General features: G+C 63.0%; 12 protein-coding genes. 2 read left to right on the top strand and 10 right to left on the bottom strand.

Translation table 11 applies throughout. The annotated features are described in order from the left end of the window. Window positions 1-73 precede the first annotated feature (73 nt). From V3W40_RS11300 to V3W40_RS11275, 6 genes are all read right to left on the bottom strand, one after another. Window positions 74-2,536 carry an EAL domain-containing protein gene (locus V3W40_RS11300; RefSeq protein ID WP_137212747.1) on the bottom strand — a complete coding sequence of 821 codons (2,463 nt, stop codon included), beginning with the start codon at window positions 2,534-2,536 and terminating at the stop codon, window positions 74-76. Window positions 2,537-2,607: 71 nt separating this feature from the next. After that, window positions 2,608-4,410 carry an ABC transporter ATP-binding protein gene (locus tag V3W40_RS11295; RefSeq protein ID WP_074847378.1) on the bottom strand — a complete coding sequence of 601 codons (1,803 nt, stop codon included), beginning with the start codon at window positions 4,408-4,410 and terminating at the stop codon, window positions 2,608-2,610. Next, the gene (locus tag V3W40_RS11290; protein WP_175539041.1) at window positions 4,403-5,005 is read right to left on the bottom strand and encodes a DsbA family protein; all 603 of its coding nucleotides are present in this window, start codon (window positions 5,003-5,005) and stop codon (window positions 4,403-4,405) included. Before V3W40_RS11290 ends, V3W40_RS11295 begins: the two co-directional genes overlap by 8 nt. Before the next feature lie 36 nt (window positions 5,006-5,041). Further along, the gene (gene trhO / locus V3W40_RS11285; RefSeq protein ID WP_065923916.1) at window positions 5,042-5,983 is read right to left on the bottom strand and encodes an oxygen-dependent tRNA uridine(34) hydroxylase TrhO; all 942 of its coding nucleotides are present in this window, start codon (window positions 5,981-5,983) and stop codon (window positions 5,042-5,044) included. A 118-nt stretch (window positions 5,984-6,101) separates the two neighbouring features. Continuing rightward, the gene (locus V3W40_RS11280) at window positions 6,102-6,398 is read right to left on the bottom strand and encodes a BolA family protein (protein ID WP_065923917.1); all 297 of its coding nucleotides are present in this window, start codon (window positions 6,396-6,398) and stop codon (window positions 6,102-6,104) included. Window positions 6,399-6,404: 6 nt separating this feature from the next. Beyond that, a complete protein-coding gene (locus V3W40_RS11275) occupies window positions 6,405-6,923 on the bottom strand; it encodes a DUF2059 domain-containing protein (protein WP_003236690.1) in 519 nt (172 codons plus the stop codon). Window positions 6,924-7,115: 192 nt separating this feature from the next. Here V3W40_RS11275 and V3W40_RS11270 point away from each other — a divergent pair, with 192 nt between their 5' ends. Continuing rightward, window positions 7,116-8,498 (top strand): class II fumarate hydratase, encoded by a 1,383-nt coding sequence (locus V3W40_RS11270; protein WP_330215026.1) that lies wholly within the window; start codon window positions 7,116-7,118, stop codon window positions 8,496-8,498. On the opposite strand, the gene V3W40_RS11265 is transcribed toward V3W40_RS11270, so the two are convergent. The 3 genes from V3W40_RS11265 to pap all read right to left on the bottom strand — a co-directional run bounded on the left by V3W40_RS11265 (window position 8,495) and on the right by pap (window position 12,737). After that, window positions 8,495-9,451, bottom strand: coding sequence for a DMT family transporter (locus V3W40_RS11265; protein WP_065923919.1), 957 nt, complete (start codon window positions 9,449-9,451; stop codon window positions 8,495-8,497). The genes V3W40_RS11270 and V3W40_RS11265 overlap by 4 nt on opposite strands. 124 nt (window positions 9,452-9,575) lie before the next feature. Then, window positions 9,576-10,760, bottom strand: coding sequence for a thiolase family protein (locus V3W40_RS11260; RefSeq protein ID WP_330215025.1), 1,185 nt, complete (start codon window positions 10,758-10,760; stop codon window positions 9,576-9,578). A 462-nt stretch (window positions 10,761-11,222) separates the two neighbouring features. Next, complete coding sequence (gene pap, locus V3W40_RS11255) at window positions 11,223-12,737, bottom strand: polyphosphate:AMP phosphotransferase (protein ID WP_330215024.1); 1,515 nt, start codon at window positions 12,735-12,737, stop codon at window positions 11,223-11,225. Window positions 12,738-12,878: 141 nt separating this feature from the next. Here pap and mnmC point away from each other — a divergent pair, with 141 nt between their 5' ends. Next, window positions 12,879-14,873: a bifunctional tRNA (5-methylaminomethyl-2-thiouridine)(34)-methyltransferase MnmD/FAD-dependent 5-carboxymethylaminomethyl-2-thiouridine(34) oxidoreductase MnmC gene (gene mnmC / locus V3W40_RS11250; RefSeq protein ID WP_330215023.1), complete on the top strand. Its 1,995-nt coding sequence runs from the start codon at window positions 12,879-12,881 to the stop codon at window positions 14,871-14,873. An 8-nt stretch (window positions 14,874-14,881) separates the two neighbouring features. Here the strand turns inward: mnmC and V3W40_RS11245 are convergent, their stop codons facing one another. After that, entirely contained in the window at window positions 14,882-19,702 is a 4,821-nt protein-coding gene (locus V3W40_RS11245) for an NEL-type E3 ubiquitin ligase domain-containing protein (RefSeq protein ID WP_330215022.1), read from the bottom strand. Window positions 19,703-19,721: the final 19 nt, after the last annotated feature.

The following is a 19,721-nucleotide window of genomic DNA, read 5'->3' as shown; positions in this document are numbered from 1 at the left end:
GGCCGGTTCTGCTGAATGTGTCGATCACTATTAAGGCTCCTTTTTAAGTGTGATTTACAGACCGGCAAATGTTTCAGCGGAATGTGCCGGGCGCCCTGAATAACAGAGGCTGCGGCCGCACGGGTCGACACTGCAAGCTATCGAAGGTAAACAATTGCGGTCGTTCAATCAGGTAGCCCTGAGCGTAATCCACACCAATATCGAGCAGGGCCTGTTCGATTTGCGGTGTTTCAACAAACTCGGCAATTGTGCGCTTACCCATGACATGGCCGATGTGATTGATCACTTCAACCATCGCGCGGTTAATCGGGTCGTCCAGCATATCCTTTACGAAACTTCCATCGATCTTCAGGAAGTCTACAGGTAAATGTTTGAGATAAGCGAATGAGGACATTCCGGCGCAAAAGTCATCCAGCGAAAAATGGCAACCTAAGGCCTTGAGTTCATTAATAAAGCGGATGGCACTGCCCAAGTTTGCGATGGCGCTGGTTTCGGTAATTTCAAAACAGATCATGCTGGGCGGAATAGCGTAAGTATGAAATTTCTCTCGCAGGAATCCGAGAAAGTCATCATCGCCAATCGTTATACCTGACAGATTGATCGCACACAGGGCCATGGGACGGCCCGGACGCTCGTTAATGCAACGGGCAATAATCTCAAATACATTCTCCACCACCCAACGGTCCAGGGACGTCATCAAACCATAGCGCTCGGCGGCCGGGATAAAGCTGTCCGGCAGGATTACACGCCCCGCCTCATCGTGCAGGCGCAGCAGTATTTCGATATGCCCATTGCCGCCGTCGGTATGCCCGAGGGGGGAGATTTCCTGGGAGTACAGGCAAAAGCGGTTCTCCTCCAGCGCCATGTGCAGGCGTTGCACCCAGGCCATTTCGCCAAAGCGCAGGGACAGTTCGGAGTCGTCGGCGTGGTACACCTGCACGCGGTTGCGGCCTTTTTCCTTAGCCATGTAGCACGCCATGTCGGCGGCCCGCAGCGAGGCCTCCAGGGTGGTCGGGGTGCTGGCAATGTGTACCAGGCCGATACTCACGGTGGTCATGAACGGCCGCCCTTTCCATACGAAATGCAGACTTTGCACGGTATGACGCAGGCTTTCGGCGATTTTTTCCGCCACCGCCACCGGGCAGTTCTCCAGCAGGATGCCGAATTCATCGCCGCCCAGGCGCGCCAGGGTGTCACCTTCGCGCAGGTCCGACTGCAACAGCGCGCAGATGTGCCGCAACAGTTCGTCGCCCGCCGCATGGCCGCAGGTGTCGTTGACCAGCTTGAACTGGTCCAGGTCCAGGAACATCAACGCATGCCGCCCGGCCTGCGCCTGCCCTGCCGGGTGCAGCACCTGCTCCAGGCGATACTCGAATTCGCGGCGGTTGGCCAGGCCGGTCAGCGCATCGTGGGTCGCCTGCCATGACAGATTGGCGATGTACTGGCGCTCCTGGGTCATGTCATGCAGCACCAGCACCGCGCCCGAGACCTTGCCGGCGCTGCGGATCGGCGCGCCCACCAGGGTGACCGAGACCGTGCTGCCATCCAGGCGCTGGATCGTCTTCGAATGCTCGCTGCCGCCGCTGAGCTGGCCCTTGACGATGTGTTCGATCAAGGTGAAGCCATCCGGCTGTGCGTGGTCTTCCAGCAACTTGAACAACGCTGCCAGGGGCTGGCCCTGGGCCTGCGCCGAGTGCCAGTGAGTCAGCGCCTCGGCCGCCGGGTTCATATAGGTAATGGCACCGTCGACGTCGGTGGTGATCACCCCGTCGCCAATCGACTCCAGGGTGATCTGCGCCCGCTCCTTTTCTTCCTGCAAGGCATCGGCGAAGGCATGGCGCTGGGCCAGCAGCTTATGGGTGCGCAACAGTGCCAATACGATCAGGCCCAGGGCCGTCGCCAGGTTCGTGATGACCAGCAACCGCAGAATCATGCGCGAACCTTCGCCGAGAGCATCGCTGAAGGCCTTGGCGGCGGGTGTCACGCCTTCGTTGATGGCGATGATATGCGCCTTCCACTGGCGCACATCGTTGGCGCCGATCTGGTCGTGAATGATCGCCTGGTGCATCTCGCGGGCCAGGTCATCCAGTTGAAGCAGGTAACCATCGCCTACGGTCCACAGTTGGATGGCTTTTTCCAGGTAGCTGAAATGGCGAAAGTTGAGGTACAGCCAGATCAGGCTGGAGACATCATCCGGATGGTTGCCCCCTTTGAGGATACCCAGGCGGGCTGCGGCAAGGTCGGGCACGGGACGGTCAAGGGCAACGCGCAGTTCGTGCCCGCCCTGGGGCACGGCAATGGCCTGCTGGTACTTGAGGTACGTGCCGGCGTCGCGATTATCGGCGTAGAGCGTCAGGTAATAGATGGCGTCCTTCTGGCCCTTGGACCACAGGCTCTCGCCGGCCACGTAACCACGCACGGCCGAAAGCACGTAGAGACTGACGCAGCCCAATAATGCCTGGAACAGCACCACGGCGATAAATGGCCAGACAATGCCCAACAACCGGGGCGTTCCTAAAGTCCGCTTTTGCTTCATGAAGTCCCTTGCACATGCACTGCTGGATACGCACGCGAAAACCCGCTTTCGATAGCTCAGCCTAGGCTAAATCAACGTACCTGTTGCAAGTGTCCATACAGTTTGGCGTACAGCCCGCCATCGGCAATCAGCTGCTGATGGTCACCATCCTCGGCAATGTGACCGCCGTCGAATACCAAGACTCGATCCGCTTGCTTAACAGCCGACAGACGGTGGGCGATGATCAGTGTAGTACGCCCGCTGAGGAACCGTGCCAGCGCCTGGTGCAGGTTGTACTCGGTGGCGGCGTCCAGGGCGGAGGTTGCTTCGTCGAGTATCACCACCTTGGGTTCGGCCAGGACCATGCGCGCAATCGCCAGGCGCTGGCGCTGCCCACCGGAAAAACGCACCCCGGAACGCCCCACCACACTGTCCAGGCCCAAGGGCAGTGCCTTGACGGTAGCATCCAACTGGGCGATTTCCAGTGCCTGCCAACAGGCCTGGTCGCTGCGCTCCCGGCCCATGGTCAAGTTGGCGCGCACGGTGTCGTTGAACAGCGCCGGGTGTTGCAGCACCACCGCAACGTGCTCGCGAAGGGTCTCCAGGCCAATCTCCTGCTGGGTGGCACCACCAAAACGGATACTGCCCGCCTGGGGCGTGTAGAGCCCGAGCAACAATTGCACCAGGGTGCTTTTGCCACCGCCGCTGGCGCCGACGATTGCCACCTTCTCACCGGGCGCGATGGTCAGGTTCAACTGGTCGAGTACCAGTTCTTCGCCGTAGCCGAAGTCCAGGCCGCGCACTTCGATGCCCACGGTGTCGCGCCCGGTGAACGGATCAGCACCGCCGGCATATTGCGGCTCATCGGCACGCGCCAGCAGTTCGTTGATCCGCGTCAGCGCCCCGCCTGCCGCGTAGTAGGCGTATTGCAGGTTAAGCAGTTGCTCCACCGGGCCGATCATGAACCACAGGTAGCTGAACACCGCGAGCATCTGGCCGATGGACAGGTCGGAAAACAGCACGGTGAGCATCGCCGCCGCACGGAAGATGTCGATACCGAACTGGAACAGCAACCCACTGGCGCGGCTCGAAGCGTCGGTTTTCCATTGCGAGTGAATAGCGTAGTCACGCACTTCCTGGGCCCGCTGGCCGAGGCGCCCGAGGAAAAAGCCCTGGCGGTTGCCGGCGCGCACTTCCTGGATGGCATCCAGGGTTTCGGTCAGGGCCTGGGTAAAGCGCGAGGTGCTGTCGTTTTCCAGCTTCTTCAGGTGCTTGACGCGCTTGCCCAACTGCACCGTGGCGTAGATCACCAACGGATTGAACAGCAGGATCAGCAGCGCCAGTTGCCAATGCATCCACACCAGGATCGCCGAGGTACCCACCAGGGTCAGCATGGCCACCAGGAAACGGCTGAGGGTTTCACCGACAAACTTGTCCAGCGTATCCAGGTCGGTGACCAGGTGGGTGGTGACGGTCCCGCTGCCCAGGCTTTCGTATTCGCCCAGGGAGATGCGCTTGAGCCGCTCGATCAGGCGCACGCGGATGCGGTACACGATGTCCTTGGCCAAGCGCGCAAACAACCGCGCCTGCACCACGTTGAACAGCAGCGCGCCACAACGCAGAAACAGCGTCACCAGCAGCATCAGGCCGATATAGCCGGCCGCCTTCTGCCACCCCAGGGGCAATGCGTGGTTCATGACCTTGAGCGCGGCATCGCCGTGTCCCAACAGCACTTCATCCACCAGCAACGGCAACAGCAGGGGAATCGGCACACTGCACAGGGTCGCCAGCACGGCGACGCCATTGGCGATCCACAGGGACTTCTTGTGCCGCAGGGCCAGGCGGCGAATTTCCGCCCAGGTCAGTCGGTCGGTGCGTGGTGACTGGTCATGCACAGGTTGCTCGCTCCAGCCATCGCCCCAACAACGGTGACAGCTCGGACAGCGGCTGGTAGCCGTTAGTCAGCAGCGCCAACTGGCCGTTACGCTCGGCGAGCAAGGTCGGAAACCCGGCGATGCCCAGGTCCTGGACCCAGGTGAAGTCAGCGGCGGTCGCGGCATGCTGCTCGGCACGGTCGAATGCGCCGGCAAACTCAATGCGCGGGATACCCGCCTCTTCAGCCAGTTCCACCAGCACGCTGGCGAGGGTCACGTCGCGGCCCTCGACATAAAACGCGCGCTGGATCAGCCCTAACAACGTCCATGCGCAATCCGGTGCCAGGCTACGCGCAGTAACAATGGCGCGACACGCAGGCTCGGTGTCGTAGACAAAGCCGTCGGGCAACGCGCCATCGCGCTTGAACGGCTGGCCGGTGGCGTCGGTGACCGCCTGCCAGTGCTCGAGGATGTAGCGCCGCGTGGTCGGTTCCAGTGCCGCGCCGCTGCCGGTACGCAAGCCGCCCACCACCAGGTGCACGTCCACGCCGGCCGCCTGGGCCTGCTCGACCAGCGCCTGCGCCACCGGGGCAAAGCCCCAGCACCAGGAACACATTGGGTCCATCACATAGAGCAGGCGCGCGGGCATGGGTCAGGCCTCGGAAGGGGTTTGCTTGTAGTTGAAGCCAATCGGGTGCGGCATATTGCGGGCCTTGGCCAGCTCAATCTGCTTTTGCCGGTCGATCGCGCTGCGACGGGTTTTCTCCGGCAGCTTATCCCAGCAATGGGGGCAACTGATGCCAGCCACATAGTGTTCGGATGCGCGGTCGGAGGCGCTCACCGGTGTGCGGCAGGCATGACATTGATCGTAGTCGCCTTCGCTCAGGTCGTGGCGCACAGTGACACGATTGTCGAACACAAAGCAGTCGCCCTGCCATTTGGTTTCTGCCTGCGGCACCTCTTCGAGGTACTTCAGGATGCCACCCTTGAGGTGGTAGACCTCATCGAAACCTTCGCTGAGCATGTAGCTCGACGCCTTCTCGCAACGAATGCCGCCGGTGCAGAACATGGCGACCTTCTTGTGCTTGGCCGGGTCGAAGTTGGCTTTGATATAGTCGGGAAATTCGCGAAAACTGGTGGTTTTCGGGTCGATTGCGCCTTCGAAGGTGCCGATCGACACTTCGTAGTCGTTGCGGGTGTCGATCAACAGCACTTCGGGGTCGCTGATCAGCGCGTTCCAGTCCTGCGGGTCGACATAGGTGCCGACTTTCTTGTTCGGGTCGACGCCTTCGACGCCCAGGGTCACGATCTCTTTCTTGAGCTTGACCTTGGTGCGGTAGAACGGCTGCTCATCGCAGTACGACTCTTTGTGATCGATGTCGTCCATGCGCGGGTCGTTCTTCAGCCAGGCCATCAGGCCATCAATGCCTTCGCGGCTGCCGGAAACGGTGCCGTTGATGCCTTCTTCGGCGATCAGCAAGGTGCCTTTGATGCCGTTGTCGACCATCGCCTGCAGCAGTGGCTCGCGCAGGGCGACGTAATCTTCGAGGGTGACGAACTTATACAGTGCCGCCACGACAATCGGTTGAGTCATGGGTGTTCTCTCCAGGTGGCTACCCTCGTAAGGGGTGAACCGGATGCAAAAAAAACGCGCCGGCTGAGCGGCGCGCTGCGGATTCTAGCAAATGCAGGGTGTCAGAGACACCCGCGTATCAGCTATGCCCGCCGGCGCAGGTCGGCGAGGCCGGGGCTGCGTCGATTTTCGCCCATTCTTCGGGCGTGTAGGTATGCAGCGCCAGCGCATGAAATTCGCTCATCAGGTCACCCAGGGTGGCGTAGACCTTCTGGTGGCGCTTGACGCGGTTAAGCCCCTCGAACTGCTGGCTGACCAGCACGGCCTTGAAGTGGGTCTGCAACCCACGGCTGTGCATATGGCTTTCATCCAGCACGCTCAAGTGCTCCGGGGCCAGGGCGGCGAGCGCCGTTTCGATACGCTGTTGCATGGTCATTCCTGCTTACTTCTTCTTGGCCGGTGCGGCGGCTTTTGGCGTGAGCTCGTTGGTCATGTCTTCCAACAGCTTGTTCACCACCGGCACGGCGCTTTCCAGCTTGGCCTGGGTCATCTGGGCCGATTGCTGGGTCAGTTGCGGCATTTTTTCCAGGACTTTCTTGCCCAGTGGCGACTGGTAGAAGGCAACCAGGTCCTTGAGCTCGGATTCGCTGAAGTTGGTGGTGTAGAGCTTGACCATGTCCGGCTTCAGCTTCGGCCAGCCGATGGCCTGGTCCAGGGCGGCGTTGGCCTTGGCCTGGTAGCTGTCCAGTACGGACTGCTTGGCGGCAGGCGCCTTGGTCTGTTCGAAACGCTGGGCGAACATTTGCTGCACTTGCATGTACACCGGGGTACCCAGCTTGTCGGCATGGGCCAGGGTAAGGAAGGCTTCGGCACTGGCGTTGTGGCTGGCGGTATCGGCAAAAACCTGGCCGCTGGCGCAAACCAGAGCAACCGCGGTACAGATGGCACGAAGACGAGTCATCGAGTTTCCTTTTCTAGCAGGCGAGGTAAGACCCCAAGGGCGCCCATTCTGCGCCTAAAAAACGCTGCGGCTCAACCCCGGGCCTTACCGGGCGCGGATTGCAGTGAATGAATCCGATGAAAAGTCTTTTAGGGAACCCCCCAGGCCGATCAGGGCCTAAACTGCGCAAACGAACCTGAAGGAGTGTGCCCGATGAGCCGTATCGAAACCGACAGCCTGGGAGAAGTGGAAGTCCCGGATGACGCTTACTGGGGCGCCCAGACCCAACGTTCGCTGGTGAATTTCGCCATCGGCGAGCAGCGCATGCCCCTCGCGGTACTGCACGCACTGGCCCTGATCAAGAAGGCCGCCGCCCGGGTCAACGACCGCAACGGTGACCTGCCCGCCGACATTGCCCGCCTGATCGAACAGGCCGCCGACGAAGTGCTCGATGGCCAACATGATGACCAGTTCCCCCTGGTCGTCTGGCAAACCGGCAGCGGCACCCAGAGCAACATGAACGCCAACGAGGTCATCGCCGGCCGCGCCAACGAGCTGTCGGGCAAGCCCCGTGGCGGCAAGAGCCCGGTGCACCCCAACGATCATGTGAACCGCTCCCAAAGCTCCAACGACTGCTTCCCTACCGCCATGAGCATTGCGGCGGTGCAAGCGGTGCACCAGCAATTGTTGCCGGCGATCAATACACTGTCCGGCGGCCTCGCGGAACTGTCGGCGCGGCATGCAAGGCTGGTGAAGACGGGCCGCACCCACGTGATGGATGCCACGCCGATCACCTTCGGCCAGGAACTCTCGGCGTTTATCGCCCAGCTCGACTACGCCGAACGGGCGATCCGCAGCGCCCTGCCCCAGGTATGCGAGCTGGCCCAAGGTGGCACGGCGGTGGGCACCGGGCTGAATGCGCCCCATGGCTTCAGCGAGGCGATCGCCTCGGAATTGGCGGCTTTGTCGGGCCTGCCCTTCGTCACCGCGCCGAACAAATTCGCCGCATTGGCCGGCCATGAACCGATCGTGACCCTGCACGGCGCCCTGAAAACCCTGGCCGTGGCACTGATGAAAATCGCCAACGACCTGCGCCTGCTGGGCTCCGGCCCGCGTGCCGGCCTGGCGGAGGTGAAACTGCCGGCCAACGAGCCCGGCAGCTCGATCATGCCCGGCAAGGTCAACCCGACCCAGTGCGAGGCGCTGTCGATGCTGGCCTGCCAGGTGCTGGGCAATGACGTGACCATCGGCATCGCGGCGAGCCAGGGGCATTTGCAGTTGAACGTGTACAAGCCGGTGATCATCCACAACTTGCTGGAATCGATCCGCCTGCTGGCCGATGGCTGCAATAACTTCCAGGAGCACTGCATCGCCGGTCTCGAACCCGACGCCGCGAAAATGGCCGAGCACCTGGAGCGCGGGCTGATGCTGGTCACGGCGCTCAACCCGCACATCGGCTATGACAAGTCGGCAGAGATCGCCAAGAAGGCCTACGCCGAAGGCTTGACCCTTCGGGAAGCGGCGCTGGACCTGGGCTACCTCACCGACGCAGAATTCGACCAGTGGGTACGCCCGGAAAACATGCTGGGCGCCTAGGACGCCATGCGTAGCCGCCGGGCCTTGAGCCCGGCGAGCAACGACGGCGCCAGCGCCACCGCCGCCGACCCCAGCACCACCACCAGCGCGCCGAAATAGCCCAGGGCATTGATCTCTTCGGCCTGCACATAGTCCGGCCACAGCCACGCCGCCAACGCCACCGCGACAAAGGTCACCAACGGCGTCAGGGCCAGGGTCGCACTCACCCGTGAGGCTTCCCAGTGAGCCAGGGCTTCGGCAAATGCACCGTAGGCCACCAGGGTGTTCATGCAGCACGCCAGCAACAGCCAGCCTTGCAGCGGGCTCAGTTGCAGGGCCTCCAGCGGATGCGCCCACGGCGTCAGCAGCACGGCGCACGACAGGTAGATCACCATCATCACTTGCAGCGAATTCCACACGGTCAGCAACTGCTTCTGGCCCAGGGCATAGAACACCCAGACCGAAGTCGCGAGCAGGATCGTCAGCACGCCGGCGGTGTAGGCGCCAAGGGACGTCAGCAACTCTCCCAGGCGTTGGTTGAAGAACAGACCGAAGCCGACGATCAGCACCACCAGGCCCACGCACTGCCCGACGCTGAAACGTTCCTTGAACACAAACACGCTGGCGATCATCAGGAAGATCGGGCCCATCTGCACCACCAGTTGCGCAGTGCCGGGGCTGAGCAGTTTCAGGCCCACCAGGTACAACACGTAGTTGCCCACCAGGCCGCACACCGCCATCGCCACCAGCCAGCCGCCCCTGGGGCCGAGTACTTTACGACTGGGCAGGCGCCTGGTCGCGGCGAGGTACACGAACAGGCAACTGCCGGCCACCACCAGGCGAAACCAGGTGACCGTGATCGGGTCCATCACCTGCAACACTTGCTTGAGCTTGATCGGCAGAATGCCCCAGAGCAGCGCGGTCAGCAGGGTCAGGAGAAAACCGTAGACCCAGCGGCCGGAAGAGATGTGCATGAGTGCCCCAGAAGCCAGAGGAAGTGGAGCGGGCATTCTAGGGGGAAGTGAGCGAATTGGGATACGCCGCAGTTAAAATGTGGGAGGGGCAAGTCGAATCGTCGCACTGCCCCTCCCACACTTATCAGCGCACGGCTTCGAACAGCCCCGTGGCGCCCATGCCGCCACCCACGCACATGGTGACGATGCCATAACGCACATTGCGCCGTTGCAGCTCACGCACCAGGTGCCCCACCTGCCGCGAGCCGGTCATGCCGAACGGGTGGCCGATGGAAATCGAGCCGCCGTTGACGTTGTACCTGGCGTTATCGATGCCCAGGCGATTGCGCGCATACAGGCACTGCGACGCAAAGGCCTCGTTGAGTTCCCACAGGTCGATGTCCGCCACCTGCAAGCCCCGCGCCTTGAGCAGCTTGGGCACCGAGAACACCGGGCCGATACCCATCTCATCCGGCTCGCAACCGGCCACGGTGAAACCGCGGAAAAACGCCTTGGGCTTGAGTCCCAGTGCCAGGGCTTTCTCCAGGCTCATCACCAGGGTCATCGAGGCACCGTCGGAGAGCTGCGAGGAGTTACCCGCCGTCACCGAGCCGTCTTCGGCAAATACGGGCTTCAACCCAGAGAGGCTGGCCAACGTGGTGTCCGGGCGGTTGCAGTCATCGCGGTCGACCACGCCGTCAAGGATCTGCACAGCGCCAGTGTTCTTGTCCTCTACCTTGTACTTGACCGCCATCGGCACGATTTCATCATCAAACAAGCCCTCTGCCTGGGCCTGGGCGGTGCGCTGCTGGCTTTGCAGGGCGTAGAGGTCCTGTTCTTCGCGGCTGACGTCATAGCGGCGGGCGACGATTTCCGCGGTCTGGCCCATGGGGAAGTAAATGCCCGGCACCTGCTCCTTGAGCAGCGGGTTGATCAGGTTATCGGTGTTGACGCTTTTCATGGTCAGGCTGATGGACTCGACGCCACCGGCAACGATGATGTCGCTGCAACCCGACGCGATCTGGTTGGCCGCAATCGCAATCGCCTGCAAGCCCGACGAGCAGAACCGGTTGAGGGTCATGCCCGCCGTACCTGTGCCCAATTGCGACAGCACGGCCACGTTGCGCCCGATGTTGTAGCCCTGGGCGCCTTCGTTCGAACCCGCGCCGACGATGCAATCCTCGACGCTGGCCGGGTCGATGCCGTTGCGGGTCAGCAGTGCGTTGATGCAATGGGCCGCCATGTCATCCGGGCGGGTCTGGTTGAACTTGCCGCGAAAGGATTTGGCCAGGCCGGTTCGCACGCTGTCGACGATCACTACTTCACGCATGGGCTACCTCGATCTTGTCGTTGTGGGGAGATGGATCGAGGATAGATCCAGGCCTGCCCCACCGCGACGATCATTCATCCGGCGTATACAAAAGCATGGTGACGGACATAAACCTGTGGCTGGCCGGCTAGTTGTGGCAAGCGGGCCGGTTGTGGTGAGCAGGCTTATCGTGGCAAGCAGGCTTGTAGTGGCAAACGGGCTTGTTGTGGTGAGCGGGCTTGTTGTGGTGAGCGGGCTTGCCCCGCGCTGGGCTGCGAAGCGGCCCTGACCAAGGCGCCGCGTTATTTCAGGCAGACCTTATTGGCTGGTTTTGGGGCCGCTTCGCAGCCCAGCGCGGGGCAAGCCCGCTCACCACAACAGGCCCATTCACCAAAACAGGCCCGCTCACCACAACAAGCCTGCTCACCACAACAGGCCCGCTCACCACAGAGGGCTGCATCCTGAACAACACCAGGCCAGTGGTTATTTCTTTTTCTTCTTGTCGTGCTTGTCGGTTTTCGCGAACGCTTCCTCCAGGGCAAGGTTGATGGTGCGCAACACCTTGACCCGCGCCCAGCGCTTGTCGTTGGCCTCCACCAGCGTCCACGGCGAAACCTCGGTGCTGGTGCGGTCGACCATATCGCCCACGGCGGCGCGGTAGTCGTCCCATTTGTCGCGGTTGCGCCAGTCGTCTTCGGTGATCTTGAAGCGCTTGAAAGGGATTTCCTCACGGGCCTGGAAGCGTTCCAGTTGGGTCTGCTTGTCGATGGCCAGCCAGAACTTGACCACGATCACACCGGCGTCGCGCAGTTGCTCCTCGAAGTCATTGATCTCGCCATAGGCGCGCATCCAGTCGGCCGTGGTGCAGAAGCCCTCGATACGCTCCACCAGCACGCGGCCGTACCACGAGCGGTCGAACACGGTGAATTTGCCCCGCGCCGGGATCTTCTGCCAGAACCGCCACAGGTACGGCTGGGCCCGTTCATCCTCGGTGGGCGCGGCAATCGGCACGATGTGGTACTGGCGCGGGTCGAGCGCGGCCGCCACTCGACGGATCGCCCCGCCCTTGCCCGCCGCGTCGTTACCTTCGAAGACCGTCACCAGCGCGTGCTTGCGCATGCGTTTGTCGCGCATCAGGCCGGAGAAGCGCGCCTGCTCGGTAATCAGCTGTTCTTCGTAATCGTCCTTGTCCAGGCTCAGGGTCATGTCGAGGCTGTTGAGCAGGCTCATCTGGTCGATGGCCGAGGGCAACGGCGCCGGGTTCATCCCGCTGGCCTTGCCCTTGGGCAGCTTCAGGGCATTCTGCAGGCCTTCGAGCAGGATCTTGCCCACGGTGAGGCTGCGGTAGTTGGCGTCGACGCCTTCAATCACATGCCAGGGCGCGTAATCGCGGCTGGTACGGCGCAGGATGCGCTCGCCGAAATGCACGAACTTGTCGTAGGTCTCGGATTGCTGCCAGTCCAGCGGGCTGATGCGCCAACTGTGCAACGGGTCGTCGGCCAGGGCCTTGAGCCGTGCCTTCATTTGCTTCTTGGACAGGTGGAACCAGAACTTGAAGATCAGCGCGCCTTCATCGCAGAGCATCTTCTCCAGGCGCTCGGCGCCGGCGATGGCCTGGTCGAGCCGCGCATCCTTGATCTCGCCGTGCACCCGGCCTTGCAGCATCTGGCTGTACCAGTTGCCGAAAAAAATGCCCATGCGGCCTTTGGCAGGCAGTTGGCGCCAGTAGCGCCAGGCCGGGGGGCGGGCCAGTTCTTCGTCGGTCTGCTGGTCGAAGGTGCGCACCTCGATCAGGCGCGGGTCCATCCATTCATTCAGCAGTTTGACCGTCTCACCTTTACCGGCGCCTTCGATGCCGTTGATCAGGATGATCACCGGGAAGCGCTTTTGCTGTTGCAACTCGTACTGCACCTCCAGCAAAGCCTCGCGCAGGGCGGGCACTTCGGCCTCAAAGGTGTCTTTGTCGATGGCGTGACCGATTTCGGCAGATTCGAACATGGGCGGCTCCGTTCCAGAAGTGAGCAAGACTAGCGGATTGGGCAACAACGCGCGGGAGGAAATTCCACCGGGGCTTGCCGTGGGTCAATTCAAAGCCTGTTGATCGGCTAGAATGGCCGCCTTGCCTTTACCGAGCCGCCCATGAACCCCGTAACCCACGCCCAGCTCGACTGGGATGATCAAGGTCGCCCGCACTCGCGGGTGTTCGACGACGTGTATTTCTCCGACCAATCGGGCCTGGACGAAACCCGCTATGTGTTCCTGCAACAGAACCGCTTGCAGGAGCGCTTCGCCGCCCTGCCGGCGGGCGGGCGTCTGGTGATTGGCGAAACCGGCTTCGGCACCGGCCTGAATTTCCTCTGTACCTGGCAGTTGTTCGAGCAACACGCCGTGGCCGGTGCGCGCCTGCATTTTGTCAGCGTGGAAAAGTACCCCCTGAGCCACGCCGACCTGCAACGCGCCCTCGCCCTCTGGCCCGAGCTGGCGCCGTTCGCCGAGCAACTGCTGGCGCACTACATCGCCATCCACCAAGGCTTCCAGCGCCTGGTGCTGGACAACGGCCGCGTCACCCTCACGCTGCTGATCGGCGATGCCCTGGAACAGTTGCCGCAACTGGATGCACAGATCGACGCGTGGTTTCTCGACGGCTTCGCCCCGGCGAAAAACCCCGAGATGTGGAGCGCCGAACTGTTTGCCGAGCTGGCACGCCTGGCGGCCCCGGGCTCGACCATCAGCACCTTCACCAGCACCGGCTGGGTGCGCCGGCTGATCAACGCCGCCGGTTTCAAGATGAAGCGTACGCCGGGCATCGGCCACAAGTGGGAAATCCTGCGCGGGGAGTTTCTCGGCTGGCCGACCGACACGCCGGCACCGGCCGCCGCCAAACCCTGGTTCGTCCGCCCGACCATGCCCACTGGCGAGCGCCACGCCCTGGTGATCGGCGGCGGCCTGGCCGGCTGCGCCAGCGCGGCCAGCCTGGCGGCGCGGGGCTGGCAGGTCAGCCTGTTGGAGCGCCATGGCGGCCTCGCCCAGGAGGCCTCCGGCAATCCGCAAGGGGTGCTTTATCTCAAGCTGTCGGCACACGGCACGGCGTTGTCGCAGATGATCGTCAGCGGGTTCGGGTACACCCGGCGCCTGCTGGAGCACCTGCAACGCGGGGTGGATTGGGACGGCTGCGGCGTGCTGCAACTGGCCTTCAATGCCAAGGAGGCCGAACGCCAGGCGCAACTGGCCCAGGCATTCGCACCGCAGTTATTGCATCTGCTGGATAAGGCTCAAGCCCAGGCTCGCGCCGGGGTGGGCCTGGAACAGGGCGGGCTGTTTTTCCCCGAAGGCGGCTGGGTGCATCCACCCGCGCTGTGCCAATGGCAGGCGCGCCAGCCAGGTATCGAGGTGCTGGCCCATCATGAGGTGCTGGACCTGCGCAAAGTCGACGGCCACTGGCAGGCCTGGGACGGTGATCGGCTGCTGGCCAGCGCCCCCGTGGTGGTGCTGGCCGGGGCCGCTGAGGTCAAACGATTTGCCGCCGGCGCCGAGTTGCCCCTCAAGCGGATTCGCGGGCAGATCACCCGCCTGCCCCAGACCGCCGCCAGCCAGGCCCTGGCCACGGTGGTGTGTGCCGAGGGCTACGTGGCGCCGGCTCGCCTGGGCGAACACACCCTGGGGGCCAGCTTTGATTTCAACAACGATGACCTCATCCCTACCGCCGCCGAGCACGCCGGTAACCTTGAGCTGCTGCAAGAGATTTCCCCGGACCTGGCCCGGCGCCTGCACGCCGCCGACCTTGCCGCAGAGACCCTGGAGGGCCGCGCCGCCTTCCGCTGCACCAGCCCGGACTACTTGCCGATTGTCGGGCCGCTGGCCGACAGCCTGGCATTCGCCCAGGCCTACGACGTGCTGCGCAAAGATGCCCGCCACACGCCACAGGCCACTTGCCCGTGGCTGGACGGCCTGTACATCAACAGCGGCCACGGCTCCCGGGGCCTGATCACCGCGCCGCTGTCCGGCGAGTTGCTGGCGGCATGGCTGGACAACGAACCGCTGCCCCTGCCCCGCAGCGTGGCCGAGGCCTGTCACCCGAATCGCTTTGCGGTGCGCGGGTTGATTCGCAGCAACGTTGCAAAAACGACCCCGTAGGCGGCGCTTCAACCCGCCGGGGACAATTCGCAGGTGCCCAGCGCATCGAACCTCAACGCCTCCTGGGTCAGGCGTTTGAGCTCGACGAGCTCGGCGCTTTCCCGCGCGCGCTGGATCGCGCCCATCTGGGTGTGATAGTCAGCGTCACCCAAGCTTTCCCTTTGCGCCCACACCGCTTCCATGCGCTCGCCAAAGGGCTGGGTCAGGGTGTCGAACGAACCGCCATGGGTGCGCCTCAGGTAACTGCTCCAGAATGGCAGCTTCACCATATAGTTCAGCAGTTGCGGGGAAAGCTCGGCCTCCTTCAACTGCGCTTCGGCAACCTCCAGCATATGCTCGGTTACCCCAGCCAGGCTGGCGAAGCGCATATGCCGGGGCTGCCCGGGCAAATGAAAGCGCTCCACCAGCCCGGTGCGATAAGCCAGGCTGACCTCCAGCGGATCGAGCGTCGGATGCTCGGCGCTGTGCCGGCTGGCCATGGACTCCAGGCGGTCGAGGCGAAACAAGCCCCTGGCCAACCTGAGCAGCGGCTTGGCCGTGACCCTGCCGCCCTCCACCCGCTGCGCGGCCTCGTGGATTTCAACCAGCACCTCCAGGCTACTGAAGCTCACGGCAGCGGCGTCATCACAGTTCAACGGCGTGGCCGCGCGCTCGAAAATCTCGGCCCGCAGTCGGGTATCGGCTGCGGCGGCATCCAGCACGCGCCAGATGCGGCGGTTCATGTCCTCGCGCACGTGGCTGGTGTCGGCGGCTCCGCCCAGGCCGGCCAATAATTTGAACAGGCCGTCGGAGCCGGGTTCATCCTTGAGCCCCAGCCAGGTCTCGGCCTTTTCGGCGAAGTGCGTCGCGCGCTCATCGCCCAGCCACAGCTCACGTGCGGTCTGCTCGTTGAGTCGCGCAATGTCATCCTCCACGAAGCCCATGCCCACGCCGATGGTGTCCCGGTAACGGTTCAAGGCCTGACGAGTGCTGGCGTCCAAAGGGTTATGCCGCACATTGATGACTTCGGTGTGCTCGCGCGGCGCATTGAACAACCATGCCGGCAAACTGGCGATGTCATTGTCCCGCAGGTCGAGTTGCTCCAGGTACGGAACGCGGGTAAAGCCGGTGGGCAGACTGGTCAGCCGGCAGTTGCGCAGCATCAGGTTGCGCAACTCGAACATCTTGTTGACGACCGGCGGGTCCACCAGGGGATTGTTGCTCAGGTCGAGCACGACCAGGCTCTTCAGGTCCGCAAGTTTGGTGCGGGTGTACTCGGTCAGTTGCAGGTGGTTATCGGCCATGTACAGCTGCCTGAGCAACGGCATGTGCTGGAGCACTTCCGGCAGCCGCGTCAGCCGGTTACCGTTCAACTCCAGGCTGCGCAGCCCCTTGAAGTGCTTGAGGAAATACGCAACGTCATCGTTGAGCCCCATGCGTTTCAATGACAATTGCCGGACATGCTCGAACTGCACGTGCGCCGGCAAGGTCGGCAACGCCCCGATGGCCATGCCGTCCAGGGACAGGCTCGGCACTTGCCGATGGTGTTCATCCGGCGCCAGCGACGCATATTGCCAACTGCGCTCGATGGCCCGTGCGGCCTGGTGTCGAGCCAGGCGGTAGTCTTGCAGCGCGACGTCCGAGTGTGGCTGCGCCGGTTTGCCCTTGGCCCACAGCCTCAACGCCCGCTGCAGTGCCTCATAGTGCTGCTCAAGGGTGCGCACGGCTTTGGCCCGGGACAGGTGATCGGTGCCCAAGTCCTGCAGGAAGGTCGACAGGCGCCGGTCATCGAATAACGGGAAGAGTTTGCGAGCTTTGCGCATCAGGCCCGCAGGCTGTGGAGGCAGCGCAGGCGGCGAGCCTTGCACACACGACAGGGCCGGCTCCTCGGGTACCGCGCGCTCGGGCCATAAGTAACGGCCGATGCGATTGCGTTCATCCTGGGCCTTGCCAATCAATGCATGCCGCAACTGGCTGGCCCTGCCGCTCGCGGTCAGGCGCAGCGCGTCGAGTTGGGCGGCAGACAAACTGTTGAGCAACGCCTCGTAGAAACCTTCCGGCCCGCCGGCCAGCGCGCCCAAGGCCTTACCTTGCCCATCGTGGGCGCGAAAGCCCTTGGCCGACTGCACCACGAAACGACTGATATCAGTGCCTGGGTCGCCCACCTGTCCCAGGACAGCGCCCTGTACGCTTTCGCGGCGCACCTGCAAGAACAGATCCTCGGGCCAGCCTGGAATCCGTTGCAGCAAGCCGGTGGCCACGCGCCGTGTCGCATCGGTGGCCAGCTCCGGCAAATACAGGCCGGCCAGCGCGTCGTCTTCCTCCAACGCTTCCAGGGCTTCCCGGGCCCACTGGCTGACCCGCAGCGGCACACGCCCGGTATGGCGCAAGTGCCAGCGCTCGGCCGTGGAGGCCTGGGTCATGACCTCCCAGGCCACCCGGATCGGCAATTGCGGCAAGCGCTGCTTGAGCTGGCCGTGATCGGTCTGATCGATGAAATCGGCATCCATGCGCAGCCGCTCATAGACCGCCTGATGCGTGGTCTTGAGCGAGGCGGTGAGACGCCGCGCCAGTACCGCTTGCGCTTCATCGGCGTAGAAGGTGCCGCCGAGCAATTGCGCGGTTTCTTCGGAATCGAGTGCGGCCAGCAGGGTAGGCAGGATCTGTCCGTTCCGCAGTTGTTGCGTGGTGAGGTGGATGCTCAAGTCCTCGTAATCGAACGGCGCGGTGTCTGGATGGCGCTCAAGCAGGTAGCCCTCGTCGTCGAGCAGTTCGAAAAAACGCCCACGGGGCCACCCGTCCATCAGTGGCAGGGCCAGCATCTGCACACGGGTGGTGGCCGCATCGAGCGGTGCTTGATGCTCCATTTGCCAGATCAGGTCGCGAACCCCCTGGTTCAGCTTGAACCGCAGCGCACAGTCGCGCAGCCGCTCCGGCAGCGGCAGGTTCTGCCTGGCCAGTTGCTGCAAGCGCGGTAAGGTCGAGCCGGTGATAGCGGCGATCTCCTGCAGGTGTCCGGCCGATAAGGCGCTGAGACTGGGGTCCAGCCGCCTCAGGATATAGTCAGGGCTGCGCCATTCATCCGCCTGCTCGAACGAGAACTGCCAGCCGCCCTGGTAGTTGTGGGTCAAGGGTGGCCGATAGGCCGAATCCCGCTGCGGATGCCGGGCTCGCCAGCGCCCGGTGCGGGCGTCAAAGACAATCGAATACAGCGCCCCGTCGACATTCACATAGGACTGGCCATTGAGCTGATAGACCCCACGCGGGCTGGCCACTGTGCCTTCGAGCGAGACGGTGTGACGATACGGCTCGGTACGACTGCGCAACAAGCGCGTGGACGTGTCGGGCAGCCGCACGGCTTCGAGGCTGTCGTAGAACCCCGCCGCCGACGGTGTGGTTCGCCACAGCCGGCCCACGACTTTTGTACCCGCGGCGAACAACGCCATGGCAGCGAGGTTTTCCGCGATGTTCGTCAGGTGCCTGAGGGCGCCGAGCTTGTCATGGTGCAGCCAGTCATCCACCCCCTCGAACATCTCGCCAAGCAATTGCCCAATGGCCACACCGGTCATCAGTTGGCCCACCACCGGTACCACGAACCCGGCGACGTTGAGCACCGTCAAGCCGACATCCAGGTAATCCTGGATACGCTTGCGACGCGCGTCGTCATCGGCCTGGGCATTGGGAACCGCCAATACCTGCGCATCCAGCTGGATCTTGCCAACGCAGGCATTGAAAAAGAATGTCGACAACTTGTCTGTGACCGGGAGCGGCGCCACCCGCACGACGATGGCCTCCTGGTCAAAACGCTCGAAAAAACCGAAGCGCTCGGACTCGTCCAGGTAACCCTTGAAGAAATCACGATAGGTACTGACGTGAAGCTTGAGGGTGAGGTAGAGCTTGAAATGCTCCAGTGATTCATAGCGGTACCACGGCCGCACGGGCTCGTTGGGCATATACACCACGATCGGGCCGCTGGAGAACCCTTCGGCCGATGCACTGGAAAACACCAATACCCCCCACAGGCAGGCGCCGTCGATGTTCAGGCCTTGCCAGGTCAGCGGCTGCTGGTTGAACCACAATTGCCGGATGTCACCGGCGGGCATATCCGCCTTGACCAGGCCCAGCAGCAACGCGCGGGTCGGTGCATCGATATCGCCTTTGGCATGGGCCAGATGCAGGTCGATCTGCATGTCCACGCAACGGGATTGGCCGACCTGCGTCACCGAAGGATTGAAGTCCTGGTCGGGCGCCACCAGGTTGAACACTTCGCGCACATGGGTCTGATAGGCCTCTCCCAGGTTCAGCTCGCGGCAGTAGCCGATAAAGGCCTGAGCGCTGAGGGTTTGCGCAATTCGGCGCCTGGGGCCGATGCGCACCACGGCAGTGGTCGGCGAGCCGCCAGGCTCGGCAGCCGCCTGGGAGAAATTCTGCATGGCCGCTTGCAGCAGGCTGTGCTTCTCCAGGGTGACGGTCTCGACCACCTGGCCACCCAGGTCCTGGCTGACACCGATGAACGAGCGCCGGGGGATTTCCAGGGTGTCGTTTTCGATGTCGAGGCCCCCATGTCCCTTGCCGTCCAGGAATGCCTTGAGCCGTTCGGCACAGAATTTATCCAGCGGTTGCAGACGGTTCAGCACCCGGTGCAGGGTTTCACGGGGGCGCTCGCTGTCGGCATACGCCTGCTCGATGGCCTGCAATACGTGGGAGTCAGCCTTGACCAACCAGGCCGGCAGCGTGTCATGCAAGACCTGCGCTTTATCCAGGTCGCCGGTGATATTCAGCAGCGCCGCCATCAATTGGTCGTGGGGCACCGGCTCGAGCGCCTGGGTCAAATCAGTGGTTTGCGTCATTCGCAATGTTCCTTTATCG

This window comes from Pseudomonas sp. AM8, from assembly GCF_036346475.1.
GTDB classification, from domain to species: domain Bacteria; phylum Pseudomonadota; class Gammaproteobacteria; order Pseudomonadales; family Pseudomonadaceae; genus Aquipseudomonas; species Aquipseudomonas marginalis.
This window is presented reverse-complemented; position numbering and strand designations above follow the sequence as displayed.

Excerpts from the sequence above, each read along its gene's own strand:
- V3W40_RS11265 (WP_065923919.1), bottom strand. The coding sequence starts at position 9,451 with ATGCACATCTCTTCCGGCCGCTGGGTCTACGGTTTTCTCCTGACCCTG.
- V3W40_RS11260 (WP_330215025.1), bottom strand. The coding sequence starts at position 10,760 with ATGCGTGAAGTAGTGATCGTCGACAGCGTGCGAACCGGCCTGGCCAAA.
- V3W40_RS11280 (WP_065923917.1), bottom strand. The coding sequence starts at position 6,398 with ATGACCATGCAACAGCGTATCGAAACGGCGCTCGCCGCCCTGGCCCCG.
- V3W40_RS11270 (WP_330215026.1), top strand. The coding sequence starts at position 7,116 with ATGAGCCGTATCGAAACCGACAGCCTGGGAGAAGTGGAAGTCCCGGAT.
- V3W40_RS11245 (WP_330215022.1), bottom strand. The coding sequence starts at position 19,702 with ATGACGCAAACCACTGATTTGACCCAGGCGCTCGAGCCGGTGCCCCAC.
- V3W40_RS11290 (WP_175539041.1), bottom strand. The coding sequence starts at position 5,005 with ATGTGTTCCTGGTGCTGGGGCTTTGCCCCGGTGGCGCAGGCGCTGGTC.
- V3W40_RS11275 (WP_003236690.1), bottom strand. The coding sequence starts at position 6,923 with ATGACTCGTCTTCGTGCCATCTGTACCGCGGTTGCTCTGGTTTGCGCC.
- trhO (WP_065923916.1), bottom strand. The coding sequence starts at position 5,983 with ATGACTCAACCGATTGTCGTGGCGGCACTGTATAAGTTCGTCACCCTC.
- mnmC (WP_330215023.1), top strand. The coding sequence starts at position 12,879 with ATGAACCCCGTAACCCACGCCCAGCTCGACTGGGATGATCAAGGTCGC.
- V3W40_RS11300 (WP_137212747.1), bottom strand. The coding sequence starts at position 2,536 with ATGAAGCAAAAGCGGACTTTAGGAACGCCCCGGTTGTTGGGCATTGTC.
- pap (WP_330215024.1), bottom strand. The coding sequence starts at position 12,737 with ATGTTCGAATCTGCCGAAATCGGTCACGCCATCGACAAAGACACCTTT.